Below are 19944 nucleotides of genomic sequence, written 5' to 3' on the forward strand. Positions count from 1 at the left end.
CGTTCCGTCCGCACACCCCTCCCAACCTCTGTAGCGGGGACAGGATTTGAACCTGCGACCTCTGGGTTATGAGCCCAGCGAGCTACCGAGCTGCTCCACCCCGCGTCGTGACACCTACCTTACGCCGGCCTTTCCGGCGGGTGCAAAGCAGGTGCCCCTTTGGTAAGCGAGGTCACCCTCCCGGCTGGGTGCTGGGTGGTGGCGTGCTGCTCCCGGGCGCTGCGGTCTTGGCTGCTTCGTAGGCGCGGGCGGCCGCGTCGAGGGCGGCGAGTGCGGCGCCTTGGTCGGTGAAGTTGCCGGATTGCTGGGCGGCTTTGAGCTTGGCGAGGGCCGATTGGATGTCGGTGACGGCTCGGTCGAGGGCCGCGTTGCCGCCGCTGCTGTTGGGGGGTGGCGTCGTGGTCGGGGTGGTGGGTGTCGTCGGCGATGTCGGCTGCCCGGCTTGGGGCGGTGTGGTGGTGGCTTCGCCGGTGCCGGCGCCGAAGACCTGGTCGAGGGCTTCCTGGAGGGTGGCGCCGTAGCCGACCTTGGGTCCGTAGGAGACGAGGACGCGGGCCAGCTGCGGGTAGCTGTTCTGGTTGCGCTGCCGGATGTAGACGGGTTCGACGTAGAGGAAGCCGTCGGCGACCGGGAGCGTGATCAGGTTGCCGTAGATGGGGGTGACGTTGGGGTTGTTGAAGAGGGTGCGGTCCTGGGCGACGCGGGAGTCGCTCTGGAAGCGGTTCTGGACTTGGACCGGGCCGTCGACCTGGGTGGCTCCGGTGGCCGCGCTGGGTAGCTGGAGGACGCGGATCTTGCCGTAGTCGAGGGGGTCGGAGGACACCGACATCCACGACGCGAGGTACTGGCGCTGGAGACCGGTGAGCGAGCTGGTCAGCTGGAACGTCGGTTTGGTCTGGCCCGGGGTGTCGGCGAGGACGTAGTAGCCGGGCTGGTTGGCCGCGCCGGCCGCGGCCGGGTTCGAGCCGCCTTCGGCGGTCGGGTCCTGCGGGACGCTCCAGAAGGCCTGCTGCGAGTAGAACTCCTGCGGGTTGCTGACGTGGTAGCGGGACAGCAGTTCACGCTGGATCTTGAAGAGGTCTTCGGGGTAGCGGAAGTGGGCGCGCAGGTCCGGGGAGATCTCGGAGCTGGGCTTCACGAGCCCGGGGAAGACCTTCTCCCAGGCGTTGAGGACCGGTTCCTTGTCGTCGATCGAGTAGAGCTTCACGCTGCCGTTGAAGGCGTCGACGGTGGCCTTGACCGAGTTGCGGATGTAGTTGATGGAGCTGTTGGCCTGGCGGGCGACGCCGTTGAGGGAGTCGTTCGTGGCCGCGCCGAGCTGGGTCTGCTGGGCGTACGGGAAGTTGTTGAGGGTGGTGTAGCCGTCGATGATCCACTGGATCTTGCCGTCGACGACCGCCGGGTACGGGTCGCCGTCGAGGGTCAGCCACGGCGCGATCTTGCTGACGCGGTCGCGCGGGTCGCGGTTGTACATGATCTTGGAGTTGTCGCCGATGGCGTCGGAGAACAGGATGTTCCGTTCGCCGTACTCGGCGGCGAAGGCGAGGCGGTTGAACCAGTTGTCGATCGGGACGCCGCCGGTGCCCGTGTACTTGTAGCGGTCGGTGGCGGTGTCGTACTCGCCGGGCGCGTTGCCGGTGGTGCCGCCGACGATGGCGTAGTCGGATTCCGCGGCGGACAGCTCGCCGTAGTAGATGCGCGGTTCCTTGACCTCGATGCCGGGCTGGCCCGGGGCGGAGGAGCCGGCTCCCGACGGGTTCTGCGTGTCGCTGGTCGTGGCGATCGGGTAGCCGCCGTCGGAGTTGGCGTCCTTGACCGCGCGGTCGATCGTGTTGGCCGGTGCGACGACGAAGCCGTTGCCGTGGGTGTAGACGAGGTGCTTGTTGATCCAGCTGGTCTGGTTGCCGGTGAGGCCCTCGGTCTTGATCTCCTTGGCGGCGACGATGTAGTCCTGCGCCACGCCGCCGACGGTGTAGCGGTCGATGTCCAGCTTGGCCGGGAAGCCGTAGAAGTTCTCGCGGCCGACGCGCTGGGTGAAGGTGTCGGAGAGGATGTTCGGGTCGAGCAGCCGGATGTTGGACATCGTCCCGTTGTCGCTCTTGATCTGGTCCGGGGTGGCGTCCGACTTGCCGGTGTAGGGCTGGTACTGGACGTCGGTGAGGCCGTAGGCGCGGCGGGTGGCGTCCATGTTGCGCTGGATGGACGTCGCTTCCTTCTCGTTCGCGTTCGGCTTCACCGAGAACTGGTCGAGGACGGCGGGCCAGGCGACGCCGACGAGGATGCCGGACAGGATCAGCAGCACCAGGGCGATGGCCGGGAGCTGCAGGTTGCGCAGGAAGGCGCCGGCGAAGAACGCGACCGCGCAGATCACCGAGATGCACAGCAGGATCAGCTTGGCGGGCAGCACCGCGTTGAGGTCGGTGTACGTGGCGCCGACGAACAGCGGCATCCCGCGGTCGGACAGCAGCAGGTTGTACCGGTCGAAGAAGTACTCGACCGCCTTCAGCAGCACGAAGAGCCCGACGGTGATGGCGAGCTGGGCGCGGGTCGGGCCGGCGAGCTGGCCGCCCTTGCCGGCCAGGCGGATCCCGCCGAAGACGTAGTGGGAGATGAGCGCGCCGAAGAAGGAGATGACGACCGTGATGAACAGCCAGCCGAGCAGCCAGTTGATGAACGGGAGGTCGAAGGCGTAGAAGCCGACGTCGTTGCCGAACTCGGGGTCGGTCTGGCCGAACGAGGTGCCGTTGAGGAACAGCTGCACGACCTGCCAGTCGCCCTGGGCGGACAGGCCGGCGATGAGGCCGGTGAGCACCGGGATGCCGACGCCGAAGAGGCGGATGCGGGCGACGATCGCCGACCGGTAGCGCGCCAGCGGGTCGTCGGCGCCGGAGATCGGCACGAACACCGGCCGGGTCCGGTAGGCGATCATCAGGCTGACCGCCAGCGCCCCGCCGACGAGCAGGCCGACGGCGAAGAACAGGATGATCCGGGTCACCACCTGGGTGGTGAACACCTCTCGCGCGCCGACTTCGCCGAACCACAGCCAGTCGACGTACGTGTCGAGGAGACGGGCCCCGAGCAACAGCGCCAGCACGATCACCGCGGCGATGATGAGGAGGATCCGGCTCCGCCGGGACAGCTTCGGCAGGCTCACCGGGGGCCGAGTCGCCACGGCACACGCTCCTGTCTTCGTCAATACTTGAGCAGGGGCGCGTGCGCCCCCTGATTCCCTAACTCTACGGATGCCCGGTGAAGTTCCCGGGACCCGCCCAAACCGGACTGGCGGCGTCGGCGCGCGGGCCGACCTGACACGATGTGCGCATGGCAGCGAACGAAGCGCGACAGGCCGGCGTGGCCGCGCTCGCCCGTGAAATCGAGGAGTTCATGGCCGCGGGCGGCTGGGACCAGCCGCCGCAGCTGTTCGCGCTGGTGCCGACGGCGGCGCTGCTGGACGAGCAGCCGGAGCTGGCCGGCCAGCTCGACCGGGCGAACCCGCTGACGCCGGTGGCGCAGGAAGCGCTGCCGGAGGGCGACCTGGCCGAGGCGCTGGGCCGGATCGCGTGGCCGGACCTCGTCATCGGGTGCGCGCTGGCCCAGGAGATCATCGTGCTGCCGCCGGGCTCGGAGTCGGAGCTGCCGGACGTCGCCGAGGCGGACGCCGAGAGCCTCCGCCGCGCGGCCGCCGACCACCCGCAGCGCACGGAGGCCCGCTTGGTGGCGGCCGTCGTGCGCGACGGGGAGGGCGCCTGCGTGATGCGGCTGCGCGGGATCGGCACGGCCGAGGGCACGGACGAGACGATGGACGAGATCGTGGAAAGTCCCGAGCTGGCCCCGAACCTGCTCGAAGCGTTGAAGGCCACGCTGCTGCCCTAGCAGGCGGCCGTCGGCCGTCCCGCCTTGAGGTTGGCCAGCTGGGTGAGCGCGTCGTCCAGTGTGGACACCTTGATGAGGTTGAGCCCCTCGGGCGCGTTGCTCTTGGCCTCGGCGCAGTTGTGCTCGGGCACCAGGAAGTCCGTGGCTCCCGCCTCACGGGCGCCGACGACCTTGAACGAGATCCCGCCGATCGGGTCGACCTCGCCGGTCTCGGTGATCTCGCCGGTGCCGGCGATGTGCCGGCCGCCCGCGAGGTCGCCGGACTGCAGCCGGTCGATGATGGCGAGGGTGAACATCAGCCCGGCCGACGGGCCGCCGACGTCCTGCAGGGAGATGTTGACGGTGAACGGCGCGTCGGCGCGGTCGGCCGCGGTGAGGCCGATGAAGCCCTCCTTGCGGTCGGGGCGCGCGGCGAGGGTGAGCGGCACGGTCCGCTCGGGCTGGCCGTCCGACTGGAAGGTGATCTGGACGGTCTGGCCGGGCAGGGTGCCGGCGAGCGCGGCCCGCACGTCGGCGGCCTCGGCGATCTTCTTGCCGTTGACGGTGATCAGCTTGTCGCCGGGCGAGAGCACGTGGTCGGCCGGGCTGCCGGAGACGATCTGCTTCGCCAGCACCTTGATCGGGTAGCCCAGCTTGCGCAGGGCGGCGACCTGGGCGTTCGTCTGCGAGTCCTGCAGCTGCTGGATGTTCTCCTGCTTGACCTGCTCGTTCGTCTCGCCCGGCTTGAAGTACTCCTCGCGCGGCGCGAGCGCGAACCGGCCGCTCGCCCAGAAGCCGAGGCCCTGGAACAGGGTGACGCCGTCGTGCAGGGAGACGGTCGTCATCCGCAGCTCGCCGGTGGTCGGGTGGGTCTCGTGCCCGGTGACCTGGATGACCGGGTTGCCCGCCGCGTCGCGACCCAGCGTGTCGTAGGTCGGGCCCGGGCTGATCGCGACGAACGGCACCGGCACGACCGAGCCGAGCACCACGAAGATCAGGAACAGCGAGCCGCTGACCACCAGCGTCCAGCCACGGCGGGTCATCCGGCGGGCCTCGCCGGCCGGCTCCGGCGCCGGTTCCGGGGCGCTCTTCGCGGGGGCGGTCTCCTCGGAGGACTTGGTCACGACCGACAGCGTACGGTGACCGCGTTCGCTTCCCGGTGAAGGCCACGCACACGGGTCCGGTCGACCCCCTCGGGGGCCGCCGACCCGCGTACGGTGGACACATGAGCAAACCCCCGTTCGGCTTCGGACCTTCCGATCCCGACAAACGAGGTGAGAACGACCCCTCGGAAGGCGGGCAGCAGTCCGGCGCCGAGGCCTTCAACCAGCTCGGGCAGATGCTGAGCCAGCTGGGCCAGATGCTCAGCCAGGCCGGCACCTCGACCGGACCGGTGAACTACGACCTCGCCAAGCAGATCGCCCTGCAGACCCTCGGCAGCGAGGGCAACACCGGAGAGAGCAAGCTCGGCTTCCGCGGCGGCGACGACGCGAACGCCGCGGTCCGCGACGCCGCCCACCTGGCCGAGCTGTGGCTCGACGCGGCGACGGTGTACCCGGCCGGCGCGACGTCGACGGTCGCCTGGTCGCCGCGCTCCTGGGTGGAGAAGACGCTCCCGACGTGGCAGCGGCTGTGCGACCCGGTGGCCCGGCAGGTCTCGGGCGCCTGGATGGAGGCGCTGCCGGAGGAGGCCAAGCAGGCCGCGGGCCCGCTGCTGCAGATGATGGGGCAGATGGGCGGGATGGCCTTCGGCTCCCAGCTCGGCAACGCGCTGGCCCAGCTGGCCTCGGAGATGCTGACCTCGACGGAGATCGGCCTCCCCCTGGCCCCGGCCGGCACGTCGGCCCTGCTCCCGGCGAACATCGAAAAGTTCGCCGAGGGCCTGGAGCTGCCCAACAGCGAGATCCTGGTGTTCCTGGCCGCCCGCGAGGCGGCACACCAGCGCCTGTTCACGCACGTGCCGTGGTTGCGGCAGCGCCTGCTGGCGACGGTCGAGGAGTTCGCGCACGGCATTTCGGTGGACACGTCGGCCCTGGAGTCCCTGGCCGGCCGGATCGACCCGGCGAACCCGGCGAGCATCGAAGAGGCGATGTCCTCGGGGCTGCTGGAGCCCCAGACGACGGAGGAGCAGAAGGCGGCGCTGAGGCGTCTGGAGACGCTGCTGGCGCTGGTCGAAGGCTGGGTCGACGTGGTGGTGGCCGAAGCGGTGGGCGACCGCCTCCCGGGAGCGGACGCCCTGCGCGAGACGCTGCGCCGCCGCCGCGCGACGGGCGGCCCGGCCGAGCAGACGTTCGCCACCCTGGTCGGCCTGGAACTGCGTCCCCGCCGCATGAGGGACGCATCGAACCTGTGGTCGCTGGTGGGCGACCGCCACGGCACGGAAAAGCGCGACGGCCTCTGGTCCCACCCGGACCTGATGCCGACGGCCGAGGACCTGGACGAGCCGATCGACTTCGCGGACCGGGTGGGTTCGGCGGGCTCGATCGACGACCTGGACCCGATGGCCGAGCTGGAGCGCACGGAACGTTCGGAGCGCGCGGAGCGGGAGAAGGACACCCCGCCGAAGCCGTCCGGCGACAACCCCGAAGAGGGCGACACCAAGAGCTGAGCAGCACCCCGGAGCCGGGCGTCTCGCACCGCGAGGCGCCCGGCTCCATTTCGCCCGAGCCTCCTCATCGCCCACCGTGTCGTCCCCCCAGACACGCGTGTCGTCCCCTAGGTACGCGTGTGGTCCCCCAGGTAAGCGTGTCGACCCTCCAGACACACGTGTCGACCCTCCAGACACGCGAACTGACCCTCCAGACACACGAGCCGACCCTCCAAGCACGTATGTCCGTCCGCCGAGTCGCACGCAAGCCCCGCGAACCGGTCGTCGCATCCGACGAAACCGGGGTGACCCGCAACCACGGATCACCCCGGTCACCGTCACCCGTTCAGTCCTCGGTGGAGATCCCCCACCCGGCGGCGGCCGACAACCCCTCCAGATACCCGATCGCCCGTTCCGTCTTCGGGTACCGCTGCACCAGCGCCCAGAAAGCCGCGTCGTGCCCGGGCTCCCGCAGGTGCGCCAGCTCGTGCACCAGCACGTAGTCCAGCACCCACGGAGGCACCTTCCGCAGCCGTTCGCTGACCCGGATGGTCGCGTCGACCGGCGTGCAGGACGCCCACCGCGTGCGCATCGGCGGCACCCAGCGGACGCTCGCCGGCACCGCGGTGCCGCCCAGGTACTTGCCCGACAGCAGCGCGCAACGCGCCAGCAGGGCTTCGTCCGACGTCTTCGGGGACGCCGGCCGACGTGGTTCCGAGCGCTGCAGCTTGCGCTCCATCTCGGCGACCCAGTGTTTCTCCTCCGCCCTGGTCATCCGCGCGGGGATGAGCACGACGAGCGTGTCGTCGTTCCAATACGCGGTGACCGTCCGGTGCCGGCGCTGGCTGCGCCGCACTTCGACCTTGTGTCCGGGTGTGTCCGACGGGGGGTTCGTTTCCCCCCGGCCTCTCAGTGAGGGCATCCGTGCTTCGACCACCCGACAACGGTAAGGCCAGGCACCGACAACTCCGAGTGCGTTGAGGTCACAGACCCGAGTTGTCCACAGCCGGTTCCACTTGTGGACAACTCGGCCGTTCCGGCTCCTTCCGAGGCCGCCCGGTCGCCGCCGGGTGCGATCCTGCGGACATGATCCTCGACACCGCGGACATGCCACCGGTACTCCTGCCGGCGCACCCTGCCCTGCTCCCGGGTCTCACCCTGCTCGAACGCGGTCCCCGGGAGATCCAGATCGGCCTCGACCCGCGCCACGGCGTGATCGTCGAAAACCTCTCCCCGCACCTCGCCGCGAAGCTGCGCGCCCTCGACGGCAGCAAGCCCGTCGAGCGGCTTCTGCTCGCGGAGAGCGAACACCGCGACCAGCTGCGGACGCTGCTGCGGCAGCTGACCGCGCTCGGCCTGGTCACCGACGCCGGCCGGCCCGACGGCCCGGGCTTCCGCGGCGAGCCCGGCCTCTGGTCGCTGCGGGCCCGGCACCACCAGCCGGCCATGGCGGACCGGCGGCGCGCGGCCGCCGTCTCGGTGCACGGCAACGGCCGGGTGGCGGTGGCGGCCGCCGTGCTGCTGGCCAACGCCGGCATCGGGCACGTCGAGCTGCAGGTGTCCGGCACGGTGACCGAGCACGACCTCGGCTCCGGCTTCATCCCCGCGGACCTGGGCCGGTCCCGGCGGCAGGCCCTCGCCGACCTGCTCCGCCGGGTCGATCCCGAGGTCCGCGTCACCCGCCTGCACGACCGGTACCCGGACCTGGCGCTGCTCACCGACGCCGTCGTACCGGCTCCCGAGCTCGTCGCCGAGCTGATGGGCGATGGCGTCCCCCACCTGGCGGCGCGCGTCCGCGACGGCACGGGCATCGTCGGGCCCCTGGTCGTACCGGGCCGCAGTTCGTGCCTGCGGTGCGCCGACCTGCACCGCACGGACCTCGACCCGTGCTGGCCGCGCGTCGCCGGGCAGCTCGCCGGCCGGCACCAGCGGCCGGACCTCGGCGCGGTCCAGTGCTGCGCGTCGCTGGCCGTCGCCCAGGCGATGCGGCTGCTCTCCCCCAGTGCGCCGGCCCCACCGACGTGGAACGCGACGCTCGAGATCGACGCCTTCGACGGCCGCATCCGCCACCGGGGCTGGCCGCCGCACCCGCGGTGCCGGTGCGGTGCCCGGGAGGTGATCCTGGAGACGTAGCCCACGAAGACGTCGCTCGCAGGCTGCGCGACGCCGACGCCGCAGGGCAGAATCGCCGTTGTGACCGACTTCCGCGACCCAGCCGATCGTGACACCGCGATGCCGCGCAAGGGTGCCGCCCGTACCGCCAAGCTCGCCAGTCTCCCGCTCGGCATCGCCGGCCGGGCGGTCGGCGGCTGGGGCAAGAGGCTCGCGGGCCAGAGCGCGGAACAGGTGAACGCGACGCTGTCGGCGAAGGCCGCCGAGCAGCTGTTCGAGGTGCTCGGCACGCTCAAGGGCGGGGCGATGAAGTTCGGCCAGGCGCTGAGCGTGTTCGAGGCGGCGGTGCCGGACGACATGGCGAAGCCGTACCGCGAAGCGCTGACGAAGCTGCAGGCCGCCGCGCCGCCGATGTCGGTCCGGCAGACCCACCGGGTGCTCGCCGAGCAGCTGGGCCGCACCTGGACCAGCCGGTTCGCCTCGTTCGACGACGAGCCGGCGGCGGCCGCGAGCATCGGCCAGGTGCACCGCGCGGTCTGGCACGACGGCCGCGCGGTCGCGGTCAAGGTGCAGTACCCGGGCGCCGACGAGGCCCTGCGCAGCGACCTGCGGCAGCTGCAGCGGTTCAGCAGGCTGTTCCAGGCGTTCGTGCCGGGCACCGAGGTCAAGCCGCTGCTGGCCGAGCTCGCGGAGCGGATGAACGAGGAGCTCGATTACCAGGCCGAGGCCCAGCACCAGCGCGCCTTCGCGAAGGCGTTCGACGGCGATCCCGGCATCCTGGTGCCGCGGGTGGTGGCCAGCGCACCGAAGGTCGTCGTGACGGAATGGGTGAGCGGCACGCCGTTGTCGAAGGTGATCGCGGACGGCGACCGTGAGACCCGGAACCTCGCGGGCCGGCTGCTGGCGGAGTTCCACTACTCGTCGCCGGAGCGCGTCCACCTGCTGCACTCGGACCCGCACCCGGGCAACTTCATGATCACCGAGGACGACAGGCTGGTCGTCATCGACTTCGGCGGCGTCGCCCGGCTGCCCGAAGGCATCCCCCGCCACCTGGGTGAGATGACGCGGCTGGCGCTCGACGGCGAGTCCGCCGGGCTGATGCGCCTCCTGCGGGAGAACCGGTTCATCCGGCCGGACAGCGACCTCACCGCGGAGGAGGTGCTCGCCTACCTCGCGCCGTTCACCGAGCCGCTGGCGGCGCCGACGTTCCACTTCACGCGCCGCTGGATGCAGAAGCAGGCCGGGCGGGTGGGCGACAGCCGCGGCAACGACTTCCGCGTCGGGCGCTCGCTCAACCTGCCGCCCGAGTACCTGATGATCCACCGGGTGACGGCGGGGTCGACCGGCATCCTCTGCCAGCTCGACGCGGAGATCCCGGCCCGCGGCATCGTGGAGCGCTGGCAGCCGGGGTTCGCCGCCTGAGTTGTCCACAGGCGGGGCCCCGAACGGAGGGATTCCGCCGAGTTGTCCACAGCTGCGGCGGACGGGGTTCCACCCGGTTGGCCGAGCCGCCATGCTCGGAGCATGACTGCTACTCAATGCGCTGACCCGCTCGCCCTTCGTAATCCCGGCGGCTGCGAGGTGATGAACCTCGAACAGTTGCGCCGGGCGGGGGTGTCCGACCGAAGAACCCGGCGGCTCTGCGGCCCGGGAGGGCCGTGGCGCCGCCTGCACCCCGGTGTCGTCCTGCTGCGCAACACCACCCCGACGCGTCAGCACCTGCTGCACGCCGCGTTGGTGCGCTACGGGCCCGGGGTGGTGATCACCGGGGCCGACGCCCTGCAGGCCCACGGCGTGAAGTGCCCGGCAGAGGATGAGATCCGCCTGCTGGTGCCCGACCACTGCCGGGTGGTGGCCTGCGAGGGGGTCAGCTTGGCGCGCACGGCCCGGCTACCGGACCCGGTCGAGGTCGACGGCCTCCCGTTCGCCCCGCCGGCGAGGGCGACGCTGGACCTGGCCCGGTCCGCACCCGACCGGGCTCTCATCCGGCAGCTGCTGACGTTGCCGCTCTACTGGGGCCTGTGCGACCGGCAGGAGCTGCTGGCGGAGCTCGAGGCCGGCCCCCAGCGCGGCACGGCGGTGGTCCGCAAGGTGCTGCGCGACCTCGACGAAGGGCCGATCCAGGCGCACGGCCTGGCCGCCCAGGTCCTGGACCTGGTGCCTCTCCCGCCGCCGAGCTGGGACCAGACGATCTGCGACCGCCGCGGCCGCCGCATCGGCGAGGCGGACGCCTGGTGGGACGAGTTCGGCCTGGCCTGGCAGTACCGCTGCAACCCGGGCCTGGGAGGCGGTTTCAGTCACCTGGCCCTGGCGGCGACGGGCATCGTGCTGGTCCGCTGCACGGTCCGGCAGCTGCGCCAGGTCCCGCGAGAGGTGGCGCAGGAGCTGGCGAGGGCGTTCGGCGAAGCGTCCCGCACGCCTCGCCCCAAGGTCCGAGCGGTTCCACAGACGCTCGTCGGAGACGCGGCCTGACCACCACCGTCAACCAATCAGGAGGGCGAAGTGATCACCAATACTCGTCGGGCAGCTTGCCTTCGATGTCCCGCACGTGCTGCCGCGCGCAGTCCGGGCACAGCCACCGCAGTGCGCCACGCTCACGGGTGGAGACCCAGGCGAGCGCCGTAGCCGGATCGTCGTCGGCAGTGCGCGTCCGGCCGCAGCGCGTACACACGACCGGTTCCGGGGCCGTCACTTCAGCCGTCCACAGTGGATCGCCTTGGCGCCGAACAGGTACAGGTCGTCCCGCCGGCCGAGGAAGTCCGGGCTCTGCGGGTCGGTCAAGGTGGCGGCCGCGGCCCGGTCGTCGGCGTCGAGCCACTCCCCGGCCGACTCCGCAATCCACCCGACACGGTGCACCACGTACTCACGAAGGAGGTCCGAGCCCGGCATCGGGTGATCGATGAGCGCGCCGAACGACTCGACGTCCGCGAGGCCGGCTTCGCGCAGCGCGCGCGGCCAGCCGTAGGGCATGGCGACGCTGCCCGGAATCCCGGCCCGCATCCGCTCGAACCACGTGGCCCGGGCGGCCAGCAGCCGATGCTCCAGCCCGGGGCGCCCGACTCCCAGCTCCCACGGGAGGCACCGCATCTCGAGGCCGCCCTCGGAGATGGCCAGCACCCCGCCCGGCCGCAGCAGCCCGGCAAGCGTGCGCAGCGCGGCCTGCTGATCGCCGATGTGGTGCACGACGCCGGACGCCCACACAAGGTCGGCGGCGGGCACGGCCAGCGCGGGATCGGTGAGGTCCCCGAGCAGGCTGACGACCTCGACGGACTCGCCGGCCACCCCGGCAACGGCCTGTTCGGCCGCGACCAGCAGCTTCGGCGTGGCATCGAAGAGCACAACGGTGCCCCCACCGCGGCGGGCGAGTTCGCGCGCGAACAGCACGCTCATCCCCCCGGCCCCGCACCCGACATCGACCACGGTCGGCCGCTCCCCCACCGACCCGACAAGCCGCCGGGCAACGGGCGCGAGCGCCTCGGCATCGAGGGAGTCGGCCATGCGCAGCTGGGCCAGTCGCTCCGCCCAGTCGATGTCGCCGTGGGTGTGTCCGGACATCACCCCATTCAACACCAGCGGCCCCAGCCTCGACCGCCACGTAAGGAGGCCACCCGAAGGAGGCCCCGAGAAACCGAACGCCACAGCAAGCGCCCCGGCAACGGCACCCGGCATCCTCACAACGGCGGGCGCACCTCGCACCGCAGCGACACGCCCCGCCCGCCACCGCCAGCGGCACGGGAGCACGCCCGGCGGCAGCGGCGGCAATGGCAGGACGCAATCGCGCACTGCCGGAGCACGATCCACCCGCGCACGCCCGGCGGCACCGGACCCACCACGACAGCACAGCCGCCCTGCGCAACGCGAGCACGCCCACCGGCCCACGTGGCAAAGACCGAAGCACAAAGCCCCCACCGCCCGCGGACGGGCGGCAGGGGCCTGCGCTCAGTTCTGGTCCTGGTACCGCTCCGCCCGGCGAGCGGCCCAGCGGGCTACTCGCGTCCAACGGCGGGCGGCACGCGCGCCACCTCGGGCCCGCTGGGCGCGGACCCCCTCCTCCAGGTCCCGTATTCGGGCCCTGGACAGTTCTTCGTAAAGCAACATCTCGCTGATCTCCTCGATCTCGGTCTTCGTCAGCTGCAGCTCTTCGCTGCGGGGGTGGGCTTCGTAATCCCTCGTGGTGACCGGTTCGACGCTCATGCGGCGGCGCTCCGGTGGTCGCCGCCGGCCTTGGCGGCGACGGGCTCGACAGCTGCGTTCTTGCGCGGGCGGCCGCGGGGCCGCTTGCGCGCGATCACCGCGCCGCGCTCGAAGATCTCGCCGCCCCAGACGCCCCACGGCTCGCGACGGGCCAGGGCACCGGCCAGGCAGGCCTCGCGGACCGGGCAGTCGGCGCACTGCGCCTTGGCGCGCTCGAGCTCGGCCGGGGACTCCGCGAACCACAGGTCCGCGTCGCCCGAACGGCAGGGCAGCGCGACGTCGGGGACGGTGATCGGGTCGAGCAGGTCGGCGAATATTGCCTCACCCGAGGTGTAGGCGATGGCCGAAGACATGGTGGTTCCTCCTTGTGCCGTACGGGTTTTCGGTTGGGTGCTGGAGCTGGGCAACGCTGTTCCTCTTGGGTTGTGCAGCCAAAAAGCACGAAGGCCGCGGATCCGGGTTTCCCGGTTCCGCGGCCTTCGTGAGCCTCGTGTCCTGACTAGGTCAGGAACTTCGCTCCCGTATCGACGACGGAACACGGAACTGCTTGATGGTCGGCAGATCGGCCTGCGGGTACGCGGCGAGAACGCCCTGCGTCCCGAAGACGACGACACCGGTGGCCCAACGACGCGAGACGCGCCGCATGCCACGGATCTCGTGAGCGCTCACGGACACACCAGTGCCCGGGCGCTGAGCAGCCGCGACTTCCGCGGCGCAGGACAGACGGGTGCCCGGGTTCGTGAGCGTCGTGTTGATGATCATTTCACCGGCACCTCCTTCTGTACTCTGCACACGCGACCGCCGAGCGGCGCTTCTGTAGATCCCCAGTCGAGCCCTTCGGGCTCGGTACTGGCAGGTTATTGCCCCGCACCACACGGGGGCAACTCAATTAACGGGAAAATCCTCGAAGATACGAAGATCGTCCCTGAGCAGCGGGTTCGCCGCGTCGATCATGGTTCGGACGCGGTCAAGACTCCGTCGACGCCCGGACGACGCCGAGGATCTCCGCGCCGAAGCGTTCGAGCTTCGTCGCACCGATGCCGGAGATCGACACAAGCGCCGCTTCGTCGGCCGGGCGCTGCTCGGCGATGGCCATCAGCGTCGCGTCGGTGAACACGACGAACGTCGGCACCTTGAGCTCGCGCGCCCGGTCGGCGCGCCACGACTTCAGCCGCTCCAGCAGGCCCTCATCCACTGTGGACGGGCAGCGCCCGCAGCGGCCCAGCTTGACGTCGATGGTCTCCAGCAGCGGCCCGCCGCAGACGCGGCAACGCGTCTTGACCGGCGTCGCCGGCTTCTGCTGGGACCGCGCGACGCGAGCGGCCGGGTGGTCCTCCGGGACCAGGCCGTAGAGGAACCGGCTGCGCCGCCGGTTGCGCCGTCCACCCGGCGTGCGGGACAGCGCCCAGGACAGCCACAGGTGCTCGCGGGCCCGGGTGACGCCGACGTAGAACAGCCGCCGCTCCTCCTCGATCGCCGCTTCGTCGTCGCCGGCGTGCAGGATCGGCATCGTGCCCTCGGCGAGGCCGACGAGGAACACCGCGTCCCACTCGAGGCCCTTCGCCGCGTGCAGCGACGCCAGCGTCACGCCCTCGACCGTCGGCGGGTGCTGGGCGGCGGCGCGCTGGTCGAGCTCGGCGCAGAAGCGCGGCAGATCCGCGTCCGCGACCGTCGAAGCGAGCTCTTCGGCCAGTTCGACGATCGCCAGGAGCGCGTCCCACCGTTCCTTCGCCGCGCCACCGGCGGGCGGCGACTCGGTCAGGCCGACCCGGGCGAGCACCGAACGCACCGTCGTGACCAGGTCGGAGCTGCCGTCGCCGCTCGCCATCCGCAGCGCGGACATCGCCTGCCGGACCTCCGTCCGGTTGAAGAACCGCTCGCCGCCGCGGACCAGGTACGGGACGCCGGCCTCGGCCAGCGCCGACTCGTAGGCCTCGGACTGGGCGTTCACCCGGTAGAGGATCGCGATCTCGCTCGCCGAGACGCCGCCGTCGAGCAGCTCGCGCACCCGGCGGGCGACGGCCCCGGCTTCGACCGCCTCGTCGTCGAACTCGGCGAAGCGCGGCTCCGGCCCCGGCGGCCGCTGGCCGATCAGCTTCAGCCGCGAGCCCGCCGGCCGTCCCCGCGCCGCGCCGATCACCCGGTTGGCCAGTGCGACGACCTCGGGTGTCGACCGGTAGTCGCGCTCGAGGCGGACGACTGTGGCGTCCGGGTAGCGCCGGGTGAACTCCAGCAGCGGCCGCGGCGACGCGCCGCCGAAGGAGTAGATGGTCTGGTTGGCGTCGCCGACGACGGTCAGGTCGTCGCGGCCGCCGAGCCACGCGTCGAGCAGGCGCTGCTGCAGCGGCGTGACGTCCTGGTACTCGTCGACGACGAAGCAGCGGTAGCGCTCCCGGAACTCCTCGGCGACGGTGCCGTGCTCCTCGAGCACCGCGGTCGTGTGCAGCAGGAGGTCGTCGAAGTCGAGCACCTGCGCGGCGTTCTTCAGTTCTTCGTACGTGCGGTACACCTCGGCGACCTGCGCCGCCGGGGCCGGGATGTCCCGCTGGGCGCGCGCGGTGACGGCCGGGTAGTCGTCCGGGCTGATCAGCGACGCCTTCGCCCACTCGATCTCGCTCGCCAGGTCGCGTAGGATCTCGACCTCGGTCCCGAGCTTGGCCCGGTTGGCGGCCTGGCCGACGTACCGCAGCTTGTTCTCCAGCAGGTCCCACGGCCGGTCGCCGACCACGCGCGGCCAGAAGTACCGCAGCTGGCGGCGGGCGGCGGCGTGGAACGTCAGCGCCTGCGCCGCTTCGACGCCGAGGCCGCGCAGCCGCGTCCGCATCTCCCCGGCGGCCCGCGTCGTGAACGTGACGGCGAGGACCTGACCGGCGGAAACGTGCCCGGATCGGACGAGGTGGGCGATCCGGTGGGTGATCGTGCGGGTCTTGCCCGTGCCGGCTCCGGCGAGGACGCAGACCGGCCCCCGTGGGGCACTGGCGGCGGCGCGCTGCTCGGGGTCGAGACCATCGAGCAGACGGTTGATGCTCTTGGTGGAAAGTACGCCGGTCACGTCCGGCATCCTCGCAGAGGGGGACGGGGAAACGGGGCAGGGGCACGCGGCCGTATCCTGGTCATATGGCGGGACAGCAGGACAAGGAAGCGGCCAAGCAGGCCAAGAAGGAGAAGCGCGCGGCGAGCAAGGCCCGCCGTGGCCAGCTCTTCGAGGCCTTCAAGATGCAGCGCAAGGAAGACCCCTGGCTCATCCCGTGGATGGTCGGGTCGATCGTCGTCGTCGCCGGCGTGGCGTTCGGGATCGGGTTCTTCTTCGACGCGCAGTGGGTGCTGCTGCCGCTCGGCCTGGTGCTCGGCGCCCTGCTCGCCATGATCATCTTCGGCCGGCGCGTCCAGAAGACGGTCTACTCGAAGGCCGACGGCCAGCCCGGCGCCGCGGCGTGGGCGCTGGAGAACCTGCGCGGCCGCTGGAAGGTGACGCCGACCGTCGCGGCGACCACCCAGCTCGACGCCGTACACCGCGTGCTCGGCGGCCCGGGCGTGGTGCTCGTCGCCGAAGGCGCGCCGCACCGCGTGAAGACCCTGCTCGCCCAGGAGAAGAAGCGCGTCTCCCGCCTGATCGGCGACACGCCGATCTACGACGTGACAATCGGCCACGAAGACGGCCAGCTCCCGCTGAAGAAGCTCCAGGGCTACCTGATGAAGCTGCCCCGCAACCTCAAGCCGGCCCAGGTCGACGCGCTCGAGGCGAAGCTGGCGGCGCTCGGCAACCGCGGCGCGGCACTGCCCAAGGGCCCGATGCCGGCCGGCGCGAAGATGCGCAACGTCCAGCGGACGATCCGCCGCCGCTGACCCAGCTCACGAAGAAAGCCCCCGTCCGGATCCGGACGGGGGCTTTCTTCGTGAGCGGCAATTCTGCCGCCCGGACCGGCCCTGACCAGGGGAAGTTCGGGAGCACCGCCGTCGCGAGGATCACCGAGCACGACCCGCGGCGGCTGTTCGGCTCGTCCTTCTCGGACGTACCGCTGTCCATGGCGTACGAGGTCGCTCGCGACAGCGTGGTCGACGGCGAGCGGGAGGCGGCCCGCTCGCTGACGGCCTTCCACGACACGCTCGTAGAGGTGGTCCGGACCTACCGGGCCGTCGACGAGGCGTCCGCGGAGAACCTCCGCCGCGCCGGGCTGGCACCGTGAACCTCGACGAGCTGGCTCCGGAGTTCACCAAGCACTGGATGCTGCTGGGCGTCAGCCTGCCTTCGGCGATCGCGGTGATGGCCGAATCCGAGCTGATCATGGGGGTCAAGTACAGCTTTGACGACTACTACGCGCCCGCGGCGCAGCTCTCGGGCCAGTCGCTCGACGAAGCTAGCCTGCAGTACGTAAGGCGGCCAGCTCGTGGACTTCGTCAACGGCGAACGCGACATCGCCCGCGATCTCGCCGCGGCACTGCTCGCCCACGCCACGATCCTCCACACCGCGCGACAGAACTGGGTCAAGCTGGCCGACGGCCTGGTCGAAGCCGTGCGGAAGAAGCAGGAGGACGATTCGAACAAGCTCCTGCAGATCGTCGTCACCGCGCTGGGCGCCGTCTTCACCGCCGCGCTCGGCGTCGTCACCGCCGACACCGGCGAAGCCCTGGTCATCGGCCTGCTCGAGTACGTCGCCGACGTCGCCACCGAGGCCGGCAAGCAGGCAATCGGTGGCGGCTCCTACGAAGAGATCGCCGACTCGTACTTCGACGCCTGCCGGAAGCTCCAGGACCAGGTCGACGAGACGATCCAGACCGAAGTGCTCGACCGCATCACCCCGTACGCGGAGCACCGGCCGACGCCGCCGCCACCGCCGCTGGACCTTCCCCGGTTCGAGGCGCACCCCGGCGTGCTGGTCCCGCCGAACCCCCCGCCCGGGGTCGGCCGTTGGGTCGACAAGCGCGAGGCGAAGTCCGGGCAGCCCGGCGGCTCGAACATCAGCGCCCGGCTGGACGCCTAGCGCATCCGGATCACGACGGTGCCGGTCAGCCGGTCGAGCCAGCTGCGGCCGTCGGCGTTGCGGACCGCAGCCGGGATGATGACGAAGGTCAGCACCGCCCGCACCAGCGCCCGCACCGGCCCGACCAGCGCGGCGCCGTCGAGCCGGGCGACGCGGATGCCGACGGCGCCCATGCCGGGGGTGAAGCCGAAGAAGCCGGCGGACACGACCGAGATGATCGCCCACACACCGCCGGACCAGAGGTTGAACTGCTGCATCGCGGCCGGGTCCCGCAGGCTGGGGTGCACGAAGATCGCCGTGACCAGGGCCGCGACGACGAGGTCGACGATCAGCCCGAGCAGCCGCGCGCCCCCGCTTGCCGCCGAACCGACGCCGGATTCGGGCAAACCGAACTTCTCGCCCGGCCACCGCGAGCCGTGCTGATCAGTGTCCTGACCGCCGTCGCCGGTGCCGGGCAGCCATTCACCGGTCCATCTCGCCACCCGTCTAGGGTATGCCGGTGGCGTGGAGCACATCCGACCTGGTCGGATACCCGATATCGACCACCCGTTAACACCGGCGAAACATACGGGTGACGGTCGGGCAACACCGCACTTTTAGCGTGAGCCGAAGAGAGCACTGCCGTACGAGCTCGAACGAGAAGGAGTCACCGAGGGTGCCCACTACTCCAGACGACATCCAGCGCCTCATCGCTGACGAGGACGTCGAGGTCATCGACGTCCAGTTCTGCGACCTGCCCGGCGTGATGCAGCACTTCACGGTGCCCGCGAAGGCCTTCACCGAAGAGGCCTACGAAGAGGGTCTCGCGTTCGACGGCTCCTCGGTGCGCGGCTTCCAGTCCATTCACGAGTCCGACATGCTGCTGCTGCCGGACGCGGCGACCGCGCGGATCGACCCGTTCCGCAAGGCGAAGACCCTCGCGCTCAACTTCTTCGTGCACGACCCGTTCACGCGTGAGGCGTACAGCCGCGACCCGCGCAACATCGCGCGCAAGGCCGAGCAGTACATCGCCGAGTACGGCGTCGCCGACAACGTCTACTTCGGTCCCGAAGCCGAGTTCTACATCTTCGACTCGATCCGCTTCGACTCCGCGGAGCACGCCTCCTTCCACGAGATCGACTCCGTCGAGGGCTGGTGGAACACGGGCGCCGACGAGGTCGGCGGCAACCAGGGCTACAAGACGAAGTTCAAGGGCGGCTACTTCCCGGTCCCGCCGGTCGACCACTTCGCCGACCTGCGCGACGACATCGTCCGCAACCTGCAGGGCTCCGGTTTCGAGATCGAGCGCGCGCACCACGAGGTGGGCACCGCCGGCCAGACCGAGATCAACTACAAGTTCAACACGCTGCTGCACGCCGCGGACGACCTGCAGCTGTTCAAGTACATCGTGAAGAACACGGTGTTCGCCGCGGGCAAGACGGCGACGTTCATGCCGAAGCCCCTCGCCGGCGACAACGGCTCGGGCATGCACTGCCACCAGTCGCTGTGGAAGGACGGCCAGCCGCTGTTCCACGACGAGTCGGGCTACGCCGGCCTGTCGGACACCGCGCGCCACTACATCGGCGGCCTGCTCAAGCACGCCCCGAGCCTGCTGGCCTTCACGAACCCGACGGTGAACTCCTACCACCGCCTGGTCCCGGGCTTCGAGGCGCCGGTTTCGCTGGTCTACTCGCAGCGCAACCGCTCGGCCTGCGTCCGCATCCCGATCACGGGCAACAACCCGAAGGCCAAGCGCGCCGAGTTCCGCTGCCCGGACTCGTCGGGCAACCCGTACCTGGCCTTCTCGGCGATGATGATGGCCGGCCTCGACGGCATCCGGAACAAGATCGAGCCGCCGGAGCCGATCGACAAGGACCTCTACGAGCTCCCGCCCGAGGAGGCCAAGGACGTCAAGCTGGTCCCGGGCGACCTGGGCACGGTCCTGAACACGCTCGAGGCGGACCACGACTACCTCCTCGAGGGTGGCGTGTTCACCCCCGACGTGATCGAGACGTGGATCTCGTACAAGCGCGAGAACGAGATCGACCCGCTGCGCCTGCGCCCGCACCCGTACGAGTTCTCCCTGTACTACGACGTGTGATCCGGTAGCAGACCGGCCCCTGGACACGCCGGCGGCGAGGTGCGAAGAGCCCTCGCCGCCGGCCTTTCATTAGTCACTCCGAATTCGACACCAGCATAAGGTCCCCCCCCGCCCCCTCGAACATGCCCCGCCGGTCC

19 protein-coding genes and 1 tRNA gene are annotated in these 19944 nt (G+C 70.9%); 9 read left to right on the top strand and 11 right to left on the bottom strand.

The features are described 5' to 3' along the window. Positions 1–31: 31 nt before the first annotated feature. Positions 32–105, bottom strand: a tRNA-Met gene (locus ACFVYA_RS43995). A gap of 67 nt (positions 106–172) precedes the next feature. Further along, a complete protein-coding gene (locus tag ACFVYA_RS44000) occupies positions 173–3172 on the bottom strand; it encodes a UPF0182 family protein (protein ID WP_387053781.1) in 3000 nt (999 codons plus the stop codon). 149 nt (positions 3173–3321) lie between these two features. Between ACFVYA_RS44000 and ACFVYA_RS44005 the strand changes: the two genes are divergently transcribed. Then, on the top strand, positions 3322–3873 hold the full coding sequence (locus tag ACFVYA_RS44005) for a PPA1309 family protein (protein WP_285988605.1): 552 nt from the start codon (positions 3322–3324) through the stop codon (positions 3871–3873). Here ACFVYA_RS44005 and ACFVYA_RS44010 read toward each other — a convergent pair. After that, on the bottom strand, positions 3870–4874 hold the full coding sequence (locus ACFVYA_RS44010; protein ID WP_285994092.1) for a PDZ domain-containing protein: 1005 nt from the start codon (positions 4872–4874) through the stop codon (positions 3870–3872). The two genes, ACFVYA_RS44005 and ACFVYA_RS44010, sit on opposite strands and share 4 nt — an antisense overlap. A 203-nt stretch (positions 4875–5077) precedes the next feature. Between ACFVYA_RS44010 and ACFVYA_RS44015 the strand changes: the two genes are divergently transcribed. After that, entirely contained in the window at positions 5078–6460 is a 1383-nt protein-coding gene (locus ACFVYA_RS44015) for a zinc-dependent metalloprotease (protein ID WP_387053783.1), read from the top strand. 325 nt (positions 6461–6785) lie between these two features. On the opposite strand, the gene ACFVYA_RS44020 is transcribed toward ACFVYA_RS44015, so the two are convergent. Next, positions 6786–7295 (bottom strand): M48 family metallopeptidase, encoded by a 510-nt coding sequence (locus ACFVYA_RS44020; protein WP_013223146.1) that lies wholly within the window; start codon positions 7293–7295, stop codon positions 6786–6788. Positions 7296–7525: 230 nt separating this feature from the next. Between ACFVYA_RS44020 and ACFVYA_RS44025 the strand changes: the two genes are divergently transcribed. The 3 genes from ACFVYA_RS44025 (at position 7526) to ACFVYA_RS44035 (ending at position 11023) form a co-directional block, all read left to right on the top strand. Beyond that, complete coding sequence (locus ACFVYA_RS44025; RefSeq protein WP_387053786.1) at positions 7526–8572, top strand: ThiF family adenylyltransferase; 1047 nt, start codon at positions 7526–7528, stop codon at positions 8570–8572. 60 nt (positions 8573–8632) lie between these two features. Then, the gene (locus tag ACFVYA_RS44030) at positions 8633–9973 is read left to right on the top strand and encodes an AarF/ABC1/UbiB kinase family protein (protein ID WP_285988602.1); all 1341 of its coding nucleotides are present in this window, start codon (positions 8633–8635) and stop codon (positions 9971–9973) included. A 162-nt stretch (positions 9974–10135) separates the two neighbouring features. Next, a complete protein-coding gene (locus ACFVYA_RS44035) occupies positions 10136–11023 on the top strand; it encodes a hypothetical protein (protein WP_387053788.1) in 888 nt (295 codons plus the stop codon). A gap of 34 nt (positions 11024–11057) precedes the next feature. Here the strand turns inward: ACFVYA_RS44035 and ACFVYA_RS44040 are convergent, their stop codons facing one another. The 6 genes from ACFVYA_RS44040 to ACFVYA_RS44065 form a co-directional block, all read right to left on the bottom strand. Continuing rightward, positions 11058–11243 carry a hypothetical protein gene (locus ACFVYA_RS44040; protein WP_360176677.1) on the bottom strand — a complete coding sequence of 62 codons (186 nt, stop codon included), beginning with the start codon at positions 11241–11243 and terminating at the stop codon, positions 11058–11060. Next, positions 11240–12106 (bottom strand): class I SAM-dependent methyltransferase, encoded by an 867-nt coding sequence (locus tag ACFVYA_RS44045; protein WP_387053790.1) that lies wholly within the window; start codon positions 12104–12106, stop codon positions 11240–11242. Before ACFVYA_RS44045 ends, ACFVYA_RS44040 begins: the two co-directional genes overlap by 4 nt. Before the next feature lie 384 nt (positions 12107–12490). Next, positions 12491–12745, bottom strand: coding sequence for a hypothetical protein (locus tag ACFVYA_RS44050; protein WP_285988598.1), 255 nt, complete (start codon positions 12743–12745; stop codon positions 12491–12493). Beyond that, a complete protein-coding gene (locus ACFVYA_RS44055; RefSeq protein ID WP_387053793.1) occupies positions 12742–13098 on the bottom strand; it encodes a WhiB family transcriptional regulator in 357 nt (118 codons plus the stop codon). Before ACFVYA_RS44055 ends, ACFVYA_RS44050 begins: the two co-directional genes overlap by 4 nt. 151 nt (positions 13099–13249) lie before the next feature. Then, the gene (locus tag ACFVYA_RS44060; RefSeq protein ID WP_387053795.1) at positions 13250–13507 is read right to left on the bottom strand and encodes a hypothetical protein; all 258 of its coding nucleotides are present in this window, start codon (positions 13505–13507) and stop codon (positions 13250–13252) included. Positions 13508–13712: 205 nt separating this feature from the next. After that, on the bottom strand, positions 13713–15797 hold the full coding sequence (locus ACFVYA_RS44065; protein ID WP_387053797.1) for an ATP-dependent DNA helicase UvrD2: 2085 nt from the start codon (positions 15795–15797) through the stop codon (positions 13713–13715). A 65-nt stretch (positions 15798–15862) separates the two neighbouring features. On the opposite strand from ACFVYA_RS44065, the gene ACFVYA_RS44070 reads away from it, so the two are divergent. The 3 genes from ACFVYA_RS44070 (at position 15863) to ACFVYA_RS44080 (ending at position 17727) form a co-directional block, all read left to right on the top strand. After that, positions 15863–16591 (top strand): DUF4191 domain-containing protein, encoded by a 729-nt coding sequence (locus tag ACFVYA_RS44070; RefSeq protein ID WP_387053799.1) that lies wholly within the window; start codon positions 15863–15865, stop codon positions 16589–16591. Positions 16592–16641: 50 nt separating this feature from the next. Continuing rightward, positions 16642–16932 carry a hypothetical protein gene (locus ACFVYA_RS44075; RefSeq protein WP_387053801.1) on the top strand — a complete coding sequence of 97 codons (291 nt, stop codon included), beginning with the start codon at positions 16642–16644 and terminating at the stop codon, positions 16930–16932. Positions 16933–17133: 201 nt separating this feature from the next. Then, positions 17134–17727, top strand: coding sequence for a hypothetical protein (locus tag ACFVYA_RS44080; protein WP_387053803.1), 594 nt, complete (start codon positions 17134–17136; stop codon positions 17725–17727). Here the strand turns inward: ACFVYA_RS44080 and ACFVYA_RS44085 are convergent. Next, the gene (locus ACFVYA_RS44085) at positions 17724–18113 is read right to left on the bottom strand and encodes an RDD family protein (RefSeq protein WP_387053805.1); all 390 of its coding nucleotides are present in this window, start codon (positions 18111–18113) and stop codon (positions 17724–17726) included. The two genes, ACFVYA_RS44080 and ACFVYA_RS44085, sit on opposite strands and share 4 nt — an antisense overlap. 269 nt (positions 18114–18382) lie before the next feature. On the opposite strand from ACFVYA_RS44085, the gene glnA reads away from it, so the two are divergent. Continuing rightward, on the top strand, positions 18383–19807 hold the full coding sequence (gene glnA, locus ACFVYA_RS44090) for a type I glutamate--ammonia ligase (RefSeq protein ID WP_013223133.1): 1425 nt from the start codon (positions 18383–18385) through the stop codon (positions 19805–19807). Positions 19808–19944: the final 137 nt, after the last annotated feature.

The sequence above is a fragment of the Amycolatopsis sp. NPDC058278 genome (assembly GCF_042881395.1).
Classification (GTDB): domain Bacteria; phylum Actinomycetota; class Actinomycetes; order Mycobacteriales; family Pseudonocardiaceae; genus Amycolatopsis.